Origin of the sequence: Pseudarthrobacter sp. R1, from assembly GCF_024494415.1 — a bacterium.
In the GTDB taxonomy this organism is placed as follows: domain Bacteria; phylum Actinomycetota; class Actinomycetes; order Actinomycetales; family Micrococcaceae; genus Arthrobacter.
The window spans coordinates 381170-398216 of record NZ_JAMKFI010000009.1; the positions used below are offsets into that span (position 1 = coordinate 381170).

Here is a 17047-nt window from a genome sequence, read left to right on the forward strand (position 1 = left end):
GGGAACCGGCGGTGTGCTTTGCCGTTGCCCTAGTGATGGTGAAGGGTAAGCAGGGGCATTGCCAGCGGGCTGAAGTAGTGCCAGTGTCGAAGCATGACCGAGAACACGATGTCCACCGAGGATAGGTTCACCCCCGATGTCACGCTGAGGCGCAACGACGCGCAGCACCGCTATGAACTGCTCGTGGGCGGCAAGTTGGCCGTCCAGTCCTTCTACCAGGACCTGCCCGGCCATATCGACTTCAGCCACACCGAGACGTCGCCGGACTTTGAGGGCCAGGGCCTGGGCAAGGTACTGGCCCACTTCGCCCTCGATGATGTGGTGGCAACGGGAAAACGCATCGTCCCGCACTGCCCCTTCATTGCAGGGTACCTGCGGAAGCACGAGGGGTACGAACAGTTCGTCGACTGGCCCGACAGCCCGGCTGCTAACGGTTCGGGAGCCTGACGAACCGGCACTGCTCCGAGACGCAATAGAACTGCTTTTCCCGGAGCCCGGGCTGCGCGTTATTGTGCCGCAGCGCCGGGTACCTCTCCTGAGCGCGGTCTTGCAGAGGGCGCACGCAGTTGAACGCGCCCCCTTTCCGGGAGCAGCGCACACCGGGGACAGGATCCTGGATGAATCACCAAGAACAGCTATTCGACGTTGCCGTCATCGGCGGGGGACCGGCAGGGTTGAGCGCCGGCGTTGCCCTGGCCAGGGCGCTGCGCTCCGTGGTGGTAATCGATGCCGGCGGGCAGCGAAACCTGCGCGCGGAAGGAGTGCATGGCTTCCTGACCCGCGAGGGCATCAGCCCCAGCGAGCTTCTTGCTGCCGGACGAGCGGAACTTGCAGACTACGGCGGGCAGAACATCACCGGTTTTGTTAAGTCCGCCAGGCGGGACGGCGACAACTTCGTGCTCTCGCTTGAAGACGGCAGCACCTGCGCGGCCCGGCGGCTGCTGATTACCTCGGGAATCGAAGACGAGCTGCCCGACCTTCCGGGTGTGGCCGAGCGCTGGGGCAGGGATGTGCTTTACTGCCCCTACTGCCACGGCTGGGAGATCAGGAACCAACAGGTAGGGGTGCTCGCTTCTGATGCCCACGCTGTCTTGCAGGCCCTGACCTTCCGGCAGTGGAGCCCGGACGTGACCCTCCTGCTCAACGACAAACTGGCCCTGAGCCCGGGCCAAGCGGAACAGCTGGGAGCGCGGTCCGTCAAAGTAGTGGATGGCCGGGTCCGCGGATTGGTGGTCCAGGACGACAAGCTGACGGGGGTCACGCTCGACGACGGATCAGCGGTACCGCTCGAAGTGCTGGTGGTCAGCCCAGCCACGGTCAGCAAAGCCAACATGCTCCAGAACCTCGGGCTGGAATTGGATGGCCTGGAAGAGGGGCCGGGGACGCGGCTGGCCACCGATGAGTCGGGGCTGACGTCCTGCCCGGGGGTTTGGGCCGCCGGCAACGCCACGGACGTCTCGGCCCAGGTGATGACGGCCGCAGCCGCCGGACTGAAAGCGGCCGCGGCCATCAACGCGGATTTGGTACTGGAAGATACGCGGCGGGCAGTGGAGGCCGCAAGGACTGCTGCAGTGCATTAGCCTGCTGCTTAGCTGACTGGCCGGCTGTTTGGCCGGCTTGCTTGCTGGTTTACGGTGCCCGCTTACCGGCCAGGTGCCCGGCAATACAGCCCGCTGCGAAACAGCAGGAGGTTCCGGCCAGCCGTTCTCCAGTGGTCAGCTGGCCAGCGCGTGCATGCTGGCAGCCGGGACATCAATGGTGAAACCGCAGGCACAGCGGTAGGTTTCCACACTGGCGGGCGCGGAGCCGGCGCCAACGGGAATGACCGTTGCTCCGTCAACGTGAACGGGCAGGTGCAGGGACAGTGCGTCCGGATCCACACGCTGCATCGGGGCACGGCAGTGCATCCTTGAATTCAGGGTGACCAACAGTCCCAGGTCAACGGGGAGGGTGGAGCTCAAAGGCGCTTCGGTTCCTGTTTCGGGCTCCGCGGGAGCCACTGGCTGATCTTCTGTAACGATGGTCATGATGTTCGTCCTTGGGCTTCTTCACGGTACTGCCGGCGTTGGCAGCCCCGCCGCGACTGCTTGCGGAGGTTCAATTACCCCATAACCTAAGCATGCTTACTAATAGTTGGGCAAATCCGCTTGTGATCCAGGGCACCCCTGGAGCCGGGCAACCCTGTCAGGCCGCAACGGGGTTCTGGCCGGGCCGGCGCTGCGGGTTTCAGTCATCCACGGCCCGCCCCGACTCTAGCCGCGCCGGCGCTGCCACTGGAATGCGTGCCAGAACAGCAGGCAGATGGCAGCAGCAAGCCCTGCGACGATCGCATAAGGGGCAAAGGTGAACATCAGGAAAGACGCCGGCATCCCTGAAGTCGTCGGGCCCACCATCGTATTCGCATTGAGGAAGATCAAGGCTCCACCTACGATGAGCAGGATGGCGAGAAGCCACAGAACCACAATGAACGGGTTGACTGCGGGCGCGGGACTGCCGGCAGAGTTTTCCCCGGCCCCGTACCGGAAAGCCTCCGGTATCTGGTTTCCGTCCTGGTCCACTTCCCGGAATTCGATCGCTCTTCCTGGCTGCTCCATGTTTCCCCCCTGTGATTTCTGCGCTGCAGGGCTGCCGGTATGCGCCAACCCTGGCCCGGGAGCGCCGCTTTGCCATGCGCAGCCGTCCCGGAGGGGCCATTCTGCAGGACGCGTAGCTCGCGCCGCCAGTCAATGACGCGGTCAGCAGTGAAAAAACGGCAAATCGCAGAGCCTGGGGGCAAATACATCACAAAAGTTTGCTTAAAAGGCTGCCCTAAGTAAGTCTTACCTTTGCAACACGCCGAAACGCCGACCGAAGGAAGACCAGTGCCGCTTACGCCCCGCCTTGACGAGTTACGAGTGGATGACCCGCGCCATCAACAACAGGCCCGCGGCCAGGACTTCGGGTCCCGCGTGGAGCTCGCCCTGGGCGCCACAAACCATCTCTTCAACGCCCGGAACTCGCCCCGCTATGTGGCGCAGGTGCTGCAGGGCGTCACGGCCGTGGCCACCAAACTGGAGCGCACCACCCGGCCGTTCACCGGCGTCGGGCCTTCGCAGATGAAAGCCCGGGTTGACGCGGTGGACCTTGAAACGCCCCTTCAGGACACGGCGGCGGCACTCCAGGAACTCGAAGACGTGTACCTGCGCGACGCCATCTACTTCCACGACCCGAAGTACGCAGCACACCTCAACTGCCCCGTGGTCATTCCGGCGCTGGTGGGAGAAGCCATCCTGTCTGCCGTGAACTCATCGCTGGATACCTGGGACCAGAGCGCCGGTGCCACCATGATCGAACGCCGCCTCATCGACTGGGCAGCAGAGCGGCTGCACCTCGGGGATAACGCGGACGGAATCTTCACCTCCGGCGGCAGCCAGTCCAACCTCCAGGCCCTGCTGATCGCCCGCAACCACGCCGTGGCCGGCCTCCGCCAGGACCCGTCCCGAAGCAACCTCCGCCTTCCGGCGCTCCTGGACACGCTGCGGATCTTCACGTCCGAGGACAGCCATTTCAGTATCCAGAAGTCAGCCTCCATGCTGGGCCTGGGCTTCGACGCCGTCGTCACCGTTCCCTGCACCCCCGACCACCGCATGGATCCCGCTGCCCTTGCCGAGGCCATGGCGGAAGCGCGCGACGCCGGCCTGTCACCCATGGCAGTTGTCGCCACCGCCGGAACCACCGACTTCGGCGCGGTTGACCCGCTCGCAGACCTCGCCGCCCTGGCCCGGGCCTACGGCGCCTGGTTCCACATCGATGCAGCATACGGCGGCGGCCTGATGGTGTCCGGCCGCTACCGCCACCTGCTGGACGGAACCCGCCTCGCGGACTCCGTCACCGTCGACTTCCACAAAACCTTCTTCCAGCCGGTCAGCTCGAGCGCCCTCCTGGTCCGGGAGTCCGCAATGCTGCGCCACATCACCTACTACGCCGACTACCTGAACCCGGAAAGCGCGGCGCTCGCCGAGATCCCCAACCAGGTGGACAAGAGCATCCAGACCACCCGCCGGTTCGACGCATTGAAGCTGTGGCTCACCCTGCGGATCATGGGTGCGGACGCGATCGGCGCCCTGTTCGATGAAGCCATCGACCTTGCCGCCCGTGTGGGCTCCGTCCTCGCCACCGAGGACGACTTCGAACTCGCCGCGCCGCCGCAGCTCAGCACCCTGGTGTTCCGGTACCGGCCACGCCTGGAAGGCGGGAAGCGCCTCGCCGAGGACGTTGCCGACGCGCTGAACCCTGCCATCCGTGCCGCCGTCTTCGCCTCAGGCGAAGCAGTGGTTGCCGGGACCAAAGTGGGCGGCCGGCACTACCTGAAGTTCACCCTCCTCAATGCCGAGGCCACGCTGGAGGACATCGCCGGCATCATCGACCTCCTGCGCCGCACCGGCGCGGGGCTGCTGCAGAGTGAGGTATCCGCATGAGCACCCCGGACAACCGCAGGATTTACGACTTTGCTGCCGTCGGCGTCGGGCCTTTCAACCTGGGGCTGGCCGCACTCAGCGAGCCGGTGGAGGGGGTGGACGGGATCTTCCTGGAACGCCGGGAGTCCTTTGACTGGCACCCCGGGATGATGCTCGAACCGGCCCACCTTCAGGTTCCCTTTATGGCCGACCTCGTCACCCTGGCAGACCCGACCTCCCCCTATTCGTTCCTGAACTTCCTCAAGCAGACGGGCAGGTTGTACCGCTTCTACATCCGGGAGAACTTCTACCCCCTGCGCGCCGAGTACAACCAGTACTGCCAGTGGGTGGCAGGGCAGCTGCCTTCCGTACGTTTTGGCACAGCTGTGCTGGACGTAACGCACGACGACGGCGTGTACCGGCTGTCCGTGTCCGGTCCCGAAGGGCCGGAGGTGCTGCTGGCCCGGCGGCTGGTGCTGGGCACCGGCACCTCCCCGTACGTGCCGGAGGCCGCGGCGGACATCGTTGCCGATGCAGCAGCAGGACGCGGCGGCGTGGCCTTCCACAACGCGGACTACCTGGCGCGGAAGGCGGAACTGCAGCAGCAACGCAGCATCACCATCCTGGGCAGTGGCCAGAGCGCAGCCGAGATCTACTATGAGCTGCTCCAGGAATCGGAGGCGCACGGCTACCAGCTGAACTGGGTCACCCGCTCCGGCCGGTTCTTCCCGCTGGAATACACCAAACTGACCCTCGAGATGACCTCTCCCGAGTACGTCGACTACTTCCACAGCCTCCCTCAGCACCAGCGCGACCACCTCAACAAGACCCAGAAGAACCTCTACAAGGGCATCAACTCCGATCTCATCGACGCCATCTACGACCTGCTCTACACCAGGAGCATCTCCGGAATGGTGGACACACAGCTGCTGACCCACTCGTCACTGACCGCTGCCCAATGGGATCCGGAAGCCGGTATCCACACCCTGCACCTGCAGCACGGCGAGCAAGGGACGTCCTACACGCTGGACAGCGAAGCCGTGGTGCTCGCCACCGGCTACGGCTACCAGGAACCCGGCTTCCTGGCCGGCATCCAGGACCGCATCGCCCGGGATAGCGCAGGAAGGTTCGCCGTGGACCGCACCTACAGCACCGGCGTCGAACCGGGGGAGATTTTCGTCCAGAACGCCGAACTCCACACGCACGGATTCGTCACCCCGGACCTGGGAATGGGCGCGTACCGCAACTCCTGCATCCTCCGGGAAATCACCGGGCGCGAGGTCTACCCGGTGGAGCGCAGTATCGCCTTCCAGCAGTTCGGGTCACCCGCCGGCATGGGCGCACAGTCCGACGTCGAAAACAGGACGTGGGTGCCGGCATGAGGTTTACTTTCCGCTGCCTCGACGCCAAGGCCGACGCACCACTCCTCCACGGCTGGGTGACCCAGCCGTACGCCTCGTTCTGGGGGATGCTGTCCGCCAGCGTGGACGACGTGGTGGAGGAATACGCCAAAATCCAGGCCAGCGGCCACCACCACGCGCTGCTGGGGCTCGACGGCGGCGTCCCCGCCTTCCTGATGGAGGAGTACCGTCCCGCGTCCTCGCCGCTGGCGGCGGTCTATCCCGTCCTGCCCGGCGACCTGGGGATGCACCTGCTGGTGGCGCCGCCGTCGTCAGGGCCCCGGCCTGGTTACACCGCCGCCGTGATGGACGCCGTCCTTGACCGGCTCTTTGCCAGGCCCGGAGTGGACCGCATCGTGGTGGAACCGGATGCACGGAACACCAAGATCCACGCCCTGAACGAACGGCTGGGCTTCCAGCCTGCCGGCGTGGTGACCCTTCCCGACAAGGACGCGCTGCTGAGCTTCTGCAGCCGCGACGACTACCTGGCCGCCCGCACGGCACCCGACACTCTTTCCAAACACGTCCCACAGGGAGCCTCACTGTGACCATCCATCTCGACCCCGCCGCCCCCGCTGTCAGCGCCGCCCAACCCTTGCCCGCGAATGCTGCCGGCACCAACACTGGCGTACCGCACCTCACCGGAGAACGCTGGGACAAGGCCAACCGGCATGTCCTGCGCAAGGCGCTCGCCGAGTTTTCCCACGAACGTATCCTCGCCCCGGAGCGGTGTCCCGACGCCGACGCCAACGGGGGTGCCGGCGCTGCTGCCGGGACCGGCAGCTACCGGGTGCGCAGCGACGACGGCACGAAGGAGTACCGGTTCACCGCCAGGGTCCTCGAACTCGACCACTGGTCCATCGACGCCGCTTCCATCCGCTGCTTCCACGACGGCACCGAAATGCCGCTGGACGTACTGGACTTCATCACGGCTTTCCACCGCACCCTGGGCATCAACCTCCAGATGCTCCCGGTGTACCTCGAGGAGGTCAGCAGCACTTTGGCAAGCCACGCCTACAAGCAGTGGGCCGGCCAGCCGTCGGCCGACGAACTCGCGGCCGGAGTTACCTGCGGCGTGGACCGGGCCGCCGACTTCCAGGCCATTGAGCGGAGCATGACCGAGGGGCATCCGTGCTTTGTTGCCAACAACGGACGCCTTGGCTTCGGGATCACCGACTACCGTGCGTTCGCTCCCGAAACCGGCGCCCCGGTCCAGCTGGAATGGATCGCCGTCCACCGCAGCCACGCCGTTTTCACTTCCTCGGCCGGGCTGGACTACCGGGCCCACCTGGACGCCGAGCTCGGGCCCTTGTTGGGCAGTTTTGACGCCGAACTGCAGGTTCAGGGACTGGACCCGGACCAGTACTTCCTGATGCCCGTGCATCCGTGGCAATGGGAGAACAAGCTCACTGTCACTTTCGCGGCGGAAATCGCCCGGCAGCGCATCGTCCACCTGGGCACCGGCGCGGACATCTACCAGGCGCAGCAATCCATCCGGACGTTCTTCAACACCACCGCTCCGGCGCGCCACTACGTCAAGACCGCCATGTCCGTACTGAACATGGGGTTTATGCGCGGCCTGTCGCCGCAGTACATGAAGGCCACGCCGGCCATCAACGACTGGCTGCGGAACCTGATCGAGTCGGACGGTGCGCTCCAGGCACGCGGTTTCACCATGATCGGTGAAACCGCCGCCATCGGTTACCACAACAGGAACTACGAGGCCGGGTCCGCGAACGGTTCGCCCTACCGCAAGATGCTGTCGGCGCTGTGGCGCGAGAGCCCGCTGCCGCTCCTGAAGGACGGGCAACAGCTGGCCACCATGGCGTCCCTCCTGCACGTGGATGCCGGGGGCCGGCCGATGGTCTCAGCCCTCATCGCGCGTTCCGGACTGGCCGCGCAGGACTGGTTGCGGCACTACTTCGAGGCCTACCTGGTTCCGCTGGTGCACTGCCTGTACCAGTACGAACTGGCGTTTATGCCGCACGGCGAGAACGTGATCCTTGTCCTCGAAGACGGGGTGCCGGTCCGCGCCATCATGAAGGACATCGCCGAGGAAATTGTGGTGATGGGGGACAGGCTGGACCTGCCCGGAGAGGTGTCGCGGATCAAGGCGGCCATCCCGGACGGCGAGAAGGTGCTGGCCATCTTCACGGACATCTTCGACTGCATCTTCCGCTTCCTGGCTGCACTCCTCGAGGAGGACGGCAAGCTTGAGCAAGAGGAGTTCTGGCGGACGGCCGCCGCCGCCATCCAGGACTACCAGGCCCAGCACCCCGGGCTCGCAGACCAGTTCGCCCGGCATGACCTCTTCGCGCCGGATTTTGAACTGTCCTGCCTCAACAGGCTCCAGTTGCGCAACAACCAGCAGATGCTGGACCTCGCGGATCCCTCCGGAGGCCTGCAGATGGCCGGGCGCCTGGCGAACCCGCTGGCGAAGTTCGCCGGAAAATAGCACCGGAGACAGCAAGGCCGCCAGACTGCAGCCGGGACGCCGCAACCGGACAGTGCAGCCACAAGCCATCAGGTGATCGTTAGGCTTGCAGCATGACTGCAGACTCCTCCGGAACGACAGCCCTGATCACCGGTGCCAGTGCAGGGCTGGGCTCCGAATTCGCCCGACAGCTTGCCGCCCAGGGCTGCAACCTGGTGCTGGTGGCGCGGAACCGGGCCCGCCTCGAGGAAACCGCGGCGGGCCTGGAACGGCGTTACGGGATCACGGCTGAGGTGCTGCCCGCCGACCTGACCGACGACGCCGGCGTGGCAGCCGTCGTCGCACGCCTCTCCGATCCGCAGCGGCCGGTGGGCATCCTGGTCAACAACGCCGGGATCGGGTTGCTGCACAACTTCGAGGACAACCCCATCTCGGAGGAGAAAAAGCACCTGAAGCTGCACGGCGAGACGGCCATGGAGCTCACCCACGCTGCGCTGAAAGGCATGCTGGAACGCGGCGGTGGCCGGATCATCAACGTGGCCAGCATCGCCGCTTTCCTCCCGCGTGGAACCTACTCCGCGGCCAAGGCGTGGCTGGTCAGCTTCAGCCGGTGGGCAAACCTCGCCTACCGCCAGCGGGGCATTAAGGTCACCGCCGTATGCCCTGGCTTTACCCATACGGAGTTCCACGACCGGATGGGCATGGACAAGTCCGTAGCGCCGTCGTGGGCGTGGCTGCAGGCAGACCGGGTGGTGCGGGACGGCCTGGCGGACAATGAGCGGGGCAAGGCGGTTTCCATCCCGTCCAAGCGGTACAAGGTAGTGGCGGCCGTTGCGCGGGTGGCGCCACCCAAACTAGTGGCGGGCCCTCCGCGGAAGCCCAAATAGCGGCCCGAGCCCAAATAGCGGCGCGAGCCCAAGCAATGCCCGCGGGCTGCGGGTCCCGGACCGGCGGACGGCCACAACCACCGCGATGCCCACCAGTGCACCGACCAGCGTCTCGACGCCGCGCTCCAGGATCAGCACCGCGGGGTCGATGGGTGCGGCGAGCTGGGTAATCAGCAGGATTACCGGGGTAAACGACACCATGGCCAGGCCGTAGTGGCGGGCCATAAACAGCTCGGTAGTGAACTGGAAGAGGATCACCAGGAGGGCAAGCATCACGGCCTGCCGGCCCGGGAACAGCCCGGCCAGGGACCAGGGGCCGGGAAGGATAACGACGGCGGTGACCGCCAGGCCGAGGAATGTCCCCACGATGCGGTGGATCCCACGGCGGACGCTGCTGGGGAGGTCGGCCCCGGCAAGGGCTACCGCAGCGGCGGCCATCGCCCAGTGCGGGTGGCCGCTGCCGGACAGGACGCCTGCGGTGCCGGCAGCTCCCACGGCCAGAACGTAGCGGGCGGCGTGCACCAACAATTCAGTGCGTCCGGCCGGCTGCATGGCGGGAACGCTACGGACGGCTCCGCGCTGCCAGGACCTGCTGCGGAGCCAGCCCCCGAAACCCACCAGAATGGAGAAGGCGGCGGACCCTGCGGCGATCAGCATGGCCACCTGCCAGGGAACCGCCGGAGGTACCGAGGCGCATGCCCCCAGCGCGAGGATGCCAAAGAAGGGCCCGTTGGGTTTCAGCCGCACGCGGTCCGCGAAAACCGACCCCACACCGGCCAGCACCGCTTCAATGGCGACGAGCCACCAGGAGTGGAGGTGGTTGACGGACAGGAACAGGCCTGCCGCAACGCCGCCGAGCAGGACCACCGCGGCCTGGGACTGGTGCCGGAGGCGGAGCTGGTGCGGCTCGGAGCGCCCGTACATCCCTGTCAGCGCACCGAAGACGGCGTACATGATGAGGTCTGTGCGGCCGGCGGCCAGGAGCAGAAGCGAGGGAACTGCAACACTGAGGGCTACGCGCAGGGCTGCGAGATGGTCACGGTTGGCAGGTTCCAGCCGGTGAAGGGCGCGCACCTGCTCCATCAGAAGCTTCATGCCGCACCTTTCCTGCTTGTTTCGGACCCCTTCTTCGGGCCCTTCGGAACGTATCACCGGCTGCGCGGATCAAGCCATTTCTCTGGGCGTCAGGGGACATAAAACGACATCGGGGCAGGCGTGGCACGGCGAGGGCCCGCCCCGCGCAGCTTCCGGGGAAGCTGTGCAGGACGGGCCCTGGAGCGTTGCTGCAAGCCCTGCCCCTGGGGGAGTGGCTGGGTGCCATCGCCTGCCGGTTGCCGGCGTGCTAAACCCGGGCGGGAACCTTGTCGGCTGCACTCGAATCCGTGATGTCCTGGGTTTCGAACGGGAGCTCGTCCAGGTCGATCAGCGGGTTCTCGTCCTGCGTGGCCACCAGTTCGCGGGCCTCCGCCTGGGTATCCACGCTTGGCATGGAACCCGGCAGCGGGCGCTGGGCCGATTCCTTCAGGAAGTAGATGGCAACGGCGCCCACCAGGGAGGTTCCCATCAGGTAGTAGGCCGGCATCATGTCGTTGCCCGTGGCGCTGATCAGGGCTGCCACGATGAAGGGCGTCGTTCCGCCGAAGATGGCCACCGAGAAGTTGTACGCGATGCCCATGGCGCCGTACCGGCTGGAGGTGGGGAACTGGGCCGGCAGCGCGGAGGCGAGGTTGGCCACGTAGAACGTCACCGGGAAGGCGATCAGGGAAAGCCCGGCCAGCGTGGACCAGATTTCGCCGATGCCGATCAGCAGGAAGGCCGGGGTCGCCAGGACTACTGTGCTCAGCGCACCGATCCACAGCACGGGGCGGCGGCCGATCCGGTCGGACAGCTTGCCCGTGAGCGGGATGCAGAGGCTCATGACTACCAGCACGGGGATGGTCAGCAGGGTACCGTGCACCTCGTCGTAGCCCTTGGACTCCGTGAGGTAGGTGGGCATGTAGGAGGTCAGGGCGTAACCCGCGGTGTTGGCGGCTGCAACCAGGATCATCGCCACAATGATGGAGCGCCAGTAGGCCTTGACGATTCCCACCGGGCCCTTAGCCGTGGCTTCATCCGAGGCAGCGGCGTGCTTGGCGAGGTCTTCCTGGGCGTCCAGGGTGGCCTGGAACTGAGGCGATTCCTCAATCTTGCTGCGGAAGTAGACGGCAACCAGGCCCAGCGGACCGGCCACCAGGAACGGGATCCGCCAGCCCCACTCCTCCATGGCCGCCTGGCCAAGGGTGAGCTGCAGGCCGGACACCAGTGCCGCGCCGAGGGCGAAGCCAAGGTAGCTGCCCATATCCAGGAAGCTTGCGAAGAAGCCGCGGCGCTTGTCCGGGGCGTACTCGCTGACGAAGGTGGTGGCGCCGGCGTATTCGCCGCCGGTGGAGAAGCCCTGCACGATCTTCAGCAGTACCAGCAGGCCTGCTGCCCACAGCCCGATCTGGGCGTAGCCGGGAAGGAGTCCAATGGCGAACGTGCTTGCCGCCATGATCATCAGCGTGGCGGCGAGGATCTTCTGCCGGCCCATCTTGTCGCCCATCCAGCCGAAGATGACGCCGCCCAGGGGGCGGGCGATGAACGTGGCGGCAAAGGTACCCAGCAGAAAGAGGGTCTGGGTGGTGGGGTCGGACTCCGGCAGGAAGACCGGACCCATGGTGGTGATGAGGTAGCCGAACACGCCGACGTCGTACCACTCCATGGTGTTGCCCACGATGGTTCCGCCCAGGGCTTTCTTCAGCATGGGCTGGTTAACAACGTTGACGTCCGACTCCTTGAGCCGGCGGCGCTTCAAAATTTTTGGCTTGCGTCCCTTGGCAGCCGCGGGTGGGGTGCCTGGGGGTGTAGCTTGGTTGGTTCCGGCGGCGTTGTATGCGCCTGCGGAAGAGTCGGTGATGCTTCGGTCTGTGGGCATTTGGGCGACTCCCGTGGAGGTCATTTGCTTGCGACTTGTAGCTGCCCCGCTCCGGGCAGGCCTTCAATTTTACGCGAATGCCGTAGCGCCTGCTCGCTTTATGCCGTAGGATCACCCCTTTTCGGGGCTTTTCGTGCCGGTTCGTTAAGATTTCTTTCCCGGCTTTTCCCGCGCCGTTATGGGGATCTGCGGGGTCAGGCGCCCTTGTCACCGAATTTTTTTCGCTGTGGGCTCCCCTTGCCGCCATTTCGGACGCTTCAGACGCGAAAAAGTGATGCCGGCCACGGCTTCCGCAGCCCTCCTCCAGAACCCGGCAGGGCCGCCGTCGTCCTTTTCTGCCCACCTCTTCGAGGAGGGGTTCACAGGTGCCCGGCGCTTCCCTAAGGTTGTGCCATGGGAACACTTTCTTTCAGGTAGGCAGACGCCTGCGGCCAGGCATGGCCGGCCGCTCCGACAGTCACAAAAAGGCCCTAACTGGCCTCGATTGATAGCACTTCATTTCATTGCGTTGCGGGAAAGGAAGAACAAATGGCTGACGAAAAAAACAAGCACATCGCGCCGGAGCTGGCGAGCCACCTGGCGGAGGCAATGGACGCCCCCGACATGCCTGGCGCGGCGGCCCCGCTGTCTCCCTTGGGAGCAGGCGGGCAGCAAAGGTGGCCCGACGGCAACGGGAAGCGGCGGCATCCCAAGGAACGCGGTTCCGGCCATGGCCGGATGGGGCAGGGGGCTGCCGTTACGGCGGTCCACCGCACCAGCCGGCCACAGATGCCGCACTCGTCCTGAGGACGCCGCGACAAAACGGAGGACACTGACGTCGTAGGGACCGTAAGGAATGGGGACACCGGAATCCGGTGTCCCCATTCTTGTGCCGGCCGTGGGGCAGCCTCGGCTCCGAATGAGCTCCCCAGGGGTCAGAGGGCGGCCGCCTTGGCGAGCAGCACAGCCTTTTGTTGTTCGTTGGCCGTGAGTGCGGCTGCCTGAAGCAGTTCTGATTTGGCCTCGTCGGTTCTCCCGAGCTTCGTGAGCAGCTCTCCCCGGATGCTGGGCAGCAGGTGTGAGCGGTGGAGGGCGCCCCCGGCAACGAGGCGGTCCACGATCCTCAGGGCGGCGGCAGGTCCGGTGGCCATGGAAACCGCTACGGCGTGGTTGAGTTCGACGACGGGGCTGGGTGCCAGGCGTCCCAGGGCTTCATAGAGCAGCACAATCCTGTTCCAGTCGGTTTCTTCAAAACTGCCGGCGGTGGCGTGGCATTGGGCGATGGCAGCCTGCAGGCAGTAGTTCCCCCTTCCGCGGCCGAGCGCATCGGCACGGGCCAGGGAGGTAAGGCCACGGCCGATCTGCGCCCGGTCCCAGCGCGACCTGTCCTGGTCAGCGAGCAGGATTGGGCTGCCGTCGCGGTTGACGCGCGCGGCGAACCGGGACGCCTGGAACTCCATCAGCGCTACGAGGCCGTGGACTTCAGGCTCCCGCGGCAACAGGCCGGCGAGCACGCGGCCAAGGCGCAGGGCTTCATTGGCCACCTCGGTCCGGATCCACCGGTCACCCGTTGTGGCGGCATAGCCTTCGGTGAAGATGAGGTACAGCACGGCCAGTACCGCGCCCAGGCGCGCGTTCCACTCGTTCGGGTCGGGGGTGTCAAAGGGCACCTGGGCGGCCGATAGGGTTTTCTTTGCCCGTACGATGCGCTGCTGGACGGTGGCGATGGGGACAAGAAGCATCCGTGCGATCTCCTCGGTGGTCAGGCCACCGACCGTTCGCAGCGTCAAGGCGACCTGCCCCTCACGGGAGAGCACGGGATGGCAGGCGATGAAGACGAGCCGAAGCACGTCATCGGGGATCGGCTGCCACTGGTCCTCGGTCATCTCCCTGAGGTCGTGGGCAATTGTGCGGTAGCGTTCGTCGAGCCGCTCCCGGCGGCGCCAGGCATCTATGGCCTTGCGTTTGGCCACGGCCGTGAGCCAGGCGCCCGGGTTATCCGGGACGCCCGACCCGGGCCATTGTGTCAGGGCATCGATTAGGGCTTCCTGGGCAAGGTCTTCTGCCAGGCCGACGTCGCCAGTCACCTTGGCAAGCGTTGCGACGATCCGCGCGCTTTCGATCCGCCACACGGCGTCCAGGGTGCGCTGGATCGCCGGCGTGGGCAGGTCCTTGTCTGCCACGTGGCTAGGGCTGGTTCAGTTCTTCGCGCCAGCCGGCTTCCTTTTGCAGGAACTCGTTGTCCGAGAAGCCCTCGAAGTCGCTCATATCGGTCACGCGGCGGACTTCGAGTTTGTTGCCCGGGCCCAAGGGGCAGCGGCTGGCCCACTGGACCGCCTCTTCCTTGCTGGCAGCCTGGATGATCCAGAATCCGTTGAACAGTTCATGGGTTTCCCCGTACGGGCCATCGGTAACAATGGGGTTCTCGCCCGAAAAGTCCACAACGAAAGCTTCGCTCATATCATCGGCGAGCCCCTCACCAGCGAGTAGGACCCCGGCCTTCATAAGGGACTCGTTGTAGGCGCCCATGGCGTTGATGATCTGTTCGATGTCCGCCTTTTCGTAGGCCTTCTTTGCCTCATCCGTAGCGCGCATAATCAGCATGAACTTCATGGTTCTTCTCCTTCTGGCTGAGGACGCCTCGTGCGTCCTTCTACTATCGCGTCGAACGGGCGGGCATGGGATCGACAAGGACCAGGAAAATTCTTATGCAGGAATGCCGCATGTCCAAAGTATTTCTGCGCGGGAGCCTTTTAAGGCGCCTGCGGTGCTGAGTATCGGGGCGAACCGCTCGACTGGCGGGGCATGAGAGTGGGCAGGGATTTCCGGATCCTGGGTTCCTTGCCGGGGTTCACGATGAGGTCTATCGCATTGGCTGCGATCTGGTCCAGGGGCACCCGCACCGAAGTGAGCGGGGTTGAAAGACGGGAGGCGAGGGGTATGTCGTTGTAGCCGACCAGGGCCAGGTCTTGTCCCACGGTGATGCCGAGACGGTGGGCGGCGGCGATAACCCCCATGGCCAGGTTGTCGTTGGCGGCAAACACCGCGCTGGGACGTTTTTCTGAGTCGCCGGACAGTAAAGATTCCGCTGCGGAGAACCCACTTTCGATGCCATAGCCGGCGGCAACCAGCCAGTCTTCCCGGGCCTGAATGCCGGCACCCTCCAGGGCTTTGCGGGCGCCGGCGAGGCGGGCTGTCCCGGTAGAGGTAAAGGACGGTCCGGTCACTACCCCGATGTCACGGTGCCCAAGATCGATCAGGTGGCGGACCGCCAGGTATCCGCCCACCTCGTCGTCGCCAAGCGCCGAGGGGCTGACCCCGTCAGTGCGAAGGACCAGAGCGTGCGCCACACCCCGTTCACGCAGATGCTTGGGCAAGTCGTCGTCGATTCGGGCCGTGGCCAGGATCAGCCCGTCCACATTGCGGTCCAGGAGGGTTTCCGCTGCCCGGCGTTCGTCGTCGGGATCATCGCCGCTGGTTGCAACCATGGCGAAGTATCCGCGGTCCGACGCCGCCCGCTCGAGTTCCTCAAACATCAGGGCCATTACGGTGTCGCTGAGCCGCGGCACGAGCACCCCGAGGGTCCGGGTCTCACCCCGGCGCAGGTTGGATGCGAAGGAGTTGCGGCGATAGCCAAGCTCCTCGGCTATTTTCCTGACATGCGCGGCTGTTGCCGAACGCGACGTCGTACGTTCATCCAGGGCGCGGCTGGCGGTGGAGATGCTCACGCCGCTGGCCGCAGCAACGTCCTTGAGGGTGACGATCGTGCCGGGAGCCGCCGGTTCCATGCTGGTTCTCCTCTTCGAAAGGGGCGTACCAGACACTCTATTCCCCCTTTTTGCAAACGTTCCCTTGACAGTGAGGTGGAACACGTTGCAAGATTGAAAACGTTCCCGCAAACGTTCTCACCCAAGAAGAAACCGTAGCGGGACTGCCGACCATCAATGAAGACAAGAAGGTAGCTGTAATGACACTCGATCTCCGCGGACTCAGCCCCGCACCTGTCACCCCGTTCACCGAAGATGGCGCTGTCGACTTCGCTGCAATCCAGCGGCTGGGTTCGTGGCTCGGATCCATTGAGGGCGTGAAGAGCCTCGTCGTCCTGGGGCACGCCGGCGAAGGCACGTTCCTCACCGAAGAGGAGCAGCTGGACGTTATCCGAGCGTTCGTGGCGTCCACCGACGGCCGTGTACCGGTCGTGGCGGGCATCACGAAGGAAGGCAACAAGACAGCGGCCCTCGAGGCCAAGAAGGCCGTCGAGGCCGGCGCGTCAGCTGGTCTCGTCTACCCCTCGCACGGATGGCTGCGCTTCGGATACCAGGAGGGCGCTCCGCAGTCGCGTTACCAGGAGATCTATGAAGAGTCCGGTCTGCCGCTGATCCTCTTCCAGTACCCCGACAACACCAAGGCGACCTACGACCTCGACACTCAGCTGGAGATCGCCGGCCAGGAAGGCGTCTTTGCCACGAAGAACGGTGTCCGGAACATGCGCCGGTGGTACACCGAGATCCCCGCGCTGCGCGCAGCGTACCCCGAGTTGCAGGTGCTGTCCTGCCATGACGAGTACCTGCTGCCGACAATGTTCGATGTCGACGGTCTGCTCGTCGGCTACGGCAACATCGCCCCCGAACTGCTCGTCGAACTGATCGAGGCCGGGAAGGCGCAGGACTACAAGCGTGCCCACGCAATTCATGAGCGGCTGCTGCCGGTGACCAAGAACGTTTACCACCGCGGGTCCCACATGGAGGGCACCGTCGCCTTGAAGTGGGGCCTCGTGAACCGCGGCATTCTGGACCACGCCACAGTCCGCACCCCGCTCCTGCCCCTGCCGGAAGGCGCCGAAACCGAAATTGCGGAAGCCTTCGCCGCCGCAAACATCGGCAAGGTCACCGCCACCGCTGCCGTCTGACTCCACCCATCACGGGTCCTTCCGGATGGCGGGCCTGCTGGCCCGCCGC

16 protein-coding genes are annotated in these 17047 nt (G+C 65.4%); 9 read left to right on the plus strand and 7 right to left on the minus strand.

The genetic code is table 11. The annotated features are described in order from the left end of the window. The first annotated feature begins 93 nt into the window (after positions 1–93). A complete protein-coding gene (locus tag M8J71_RS19010; RefSeq protein WP_256249366.1) occupies positions 94–447 on the plus strand; it encodes a GNAT family N-acetyltransferase in 354 nt (117 codons plus the stop codon). Between the two features lie 170 nt (positions 448–617). Then, entirely contained in the window at positions 618–1580 is a 963-nt protein-coding gene (locus tag M8J71_RS19015) for an NAD(P)/FAD-dependent oxidoreductase (RefSeq protein ID WP_256249367.1), read from the plus strand. Between the two features lie 135 nt (positions 1581–1715). Here the strand turns inward: M8J71_RS19015 and M8J71_RS19020 are convergent, their stop codons facing one another. Both M8J71_RS19020 and M8J71_RS19025 read right to left on the minus strand, forming a co-directional pair. After that, positions 1716–2027 carry a hypothetical protein gene (locus M8J71_RS19020; protein WP_256249368.1) on the minus strand — a complete coding sequence of 104 codons (312 nt, stop codon included), beginning with the start codon at positions 2025–2027 and terminating at the stop codon, positions 1716–1718. Positions 2028–2252: 225 nt separating this feature from the next. After that, on the minus strand, positions 2253–2594 hold the full coding sequence (locus tag M8J71_RS19025) for a hypothetical protein (protein ID WP_256249369.1): 342 nt from the start codon (positions 2592–2594) through the stop codon (positions 2253–2255). 300 nt (positions 2595–2894) lie between these two features. Here M8J71_RS19025 and M8J71_RS19030 point away from each other — a divergent pair, with 300 nt between their 5' ends. From M8J71_RS19030 to M8J71_RS19050, 5 genes are all read left to right on the plus strand, one after another. Then, positions 2895–4457 (plus strand): pyridoxal phosphate-dependent decarboxylase family protein, encoded by a 1563-nt coding sequence (locus tag M8J71_RS19030; protein WP_308292968.1) that lies wholly within the window; start codon positions 2895–2897, stop codon positions 4455–4457. After that, positions 4454–5818, plus strand: coding sequence for a lysine N(6)-hydroxylase/L-ornithine N(5)-oxygenase family protein (locus M8J71_RS19035; protein WP_256249370.1), 1365 nt, complete (start codon positions 4454–4456; stop codon positions 5816–5818). The genes M8J71_RS19030 and M8J71_RS19035 overlap by 4 nt, the downstream gene beginning before the upstream one ends. Next, complete coding sequence (locus M8J71_RS19040) at positions 5815–6384, plus strand: GNAT family N-acetyltransferase (protein WP_256249371.1); 570 nt, start codon at positions 5815–5817, stop codon at positions 6382–6384. The genes M8J71_RS19035 and M8J71_RS19040 overlap by 4 nt, the downstream gene beginning before the upstream one ends. 47 nt (positions 6385–6431) lie before the next feature. Beyond that, the gene (locus M8J71_RS19045; protein ID WP_256249621.1) at positions 6432–8291 is read left to right on the plus strand and encodes an IucA/IucC family protein; all 1860 of its coding nucleotides are present in this window, start codon (positions 6432–6434) and stop codon (positions 8289–8291) included. Between the two features lie 92 nt (positions 8292–8383). Beyond that, positions 8384–9157, plus strand: coding sequence for an SDR family NAD(P)-dependent oxidoreductase (locus tag M8J71_RS19050; RefSeq protein ID WP_256249372.1), 774 nt, complete (start codon positions 8384–8386; stop codon positions 9155–9157). Here M8J71_RS19050 and M8J71_RS19055 read toward each other — a convergent pair. Next, positions 9125–10252, minus strand: coding sequence for an FUSC family protein (locus M8J71_RS19055; RefSeq protein WP_256249373.1), 1128 nt, complete (start codon positions 10250–10252; stop codon positions 9125–9127). The two genes, M8J71_RS19050 and M8J71_RS19055, sit on opposite strands and share 33 nt — an antisense overlap. A 247-nt stretch (positions 10253–10499) precedes the next feature. Beyond that, positions 10500–12110, minus strand: coding sequence for an MFS transporter (locus M8J71_RS19060; protein WP_256249374.1), 1611 nt, complete (start codon positions 12108–12110; stop codon positions 10500–10502). 528 nt (positions 12111–12638) lie between these two features. On the opposite strand from M8J71_RS19060, the gene M8J71_RS19065 reads away from it, so the two are divergent. Further along, positions 12639–12896 (plus strand): hypothetical protein, encoded by a 258-nt coding sequence (locus M8J71_RS19065; RefSeq protein WP_256249375.1) that lies wholly within the window; start codon positions 12639–12641, stop codon positions 12894–12896. Positions 12897–13024: 128 nt separating this feature from the next. Here the strand turns inward: M8J71_RS19065 and M8J71_RS19070 are convergent, their stop codons facing one another. The 3 genes from M8J71_RS19070 to M8J71_RS19080 all read right to left on the minus strand — a co-directional run bounded on the left by M8J71_RS19070 (position 13025) and on the right by M8J71_RS19080 (position 15877). Beyond that, on the minus strand, positions 13025–14272 hold the full coding sequence (locus tag M8J71_RS19070; RefSeq protein ID WP_256249376.1) for an RNA polymerase sigma factor: 1248 nt from the start codon (positions 14270–14272) through the stop codon (positions 13025–13027). A 4-nt stretch (positions 14273–14276) separates the two neighbouring features. Next, entirely contained in the window at positions 14277–14702 is a 426-nt protein-coding gene (locus tag M8J71_RS19075; protein ID WP_256249377.1) for a YciI family protein, read from the minus strand. Positions 14703–14842: 140 nt separating this feature from the next. Then, a complete protein-coding gene (locus tag M8J71_RS19080) occupies positions 14843–15877 on the minus strand; it encodes a LacI family DNA-binding transcriptional regulator (protein WP_256249378.1) in 1035 nt (344 codons plus the stop codon). Positions 15878–16056: 179 nt separating this feature from the next. Between M8J71_RS19080 and M8J71_RS19085 the strand changes: the two genes are divergently transcribed. Then, on the plus strand, positions 16057–16998 hold the full coding sequence (locus tag M8J71_RS19085; RefSeq protein WP_256249379.1) for a dihydrodipicolinate synthase family protein: 942 nt from the start codon (positions 16057–16059) through the stop codon (positions 16996–16998). The last annotated feature ends 49 nt before the right edge of the window (positions 16999–17047 follow it).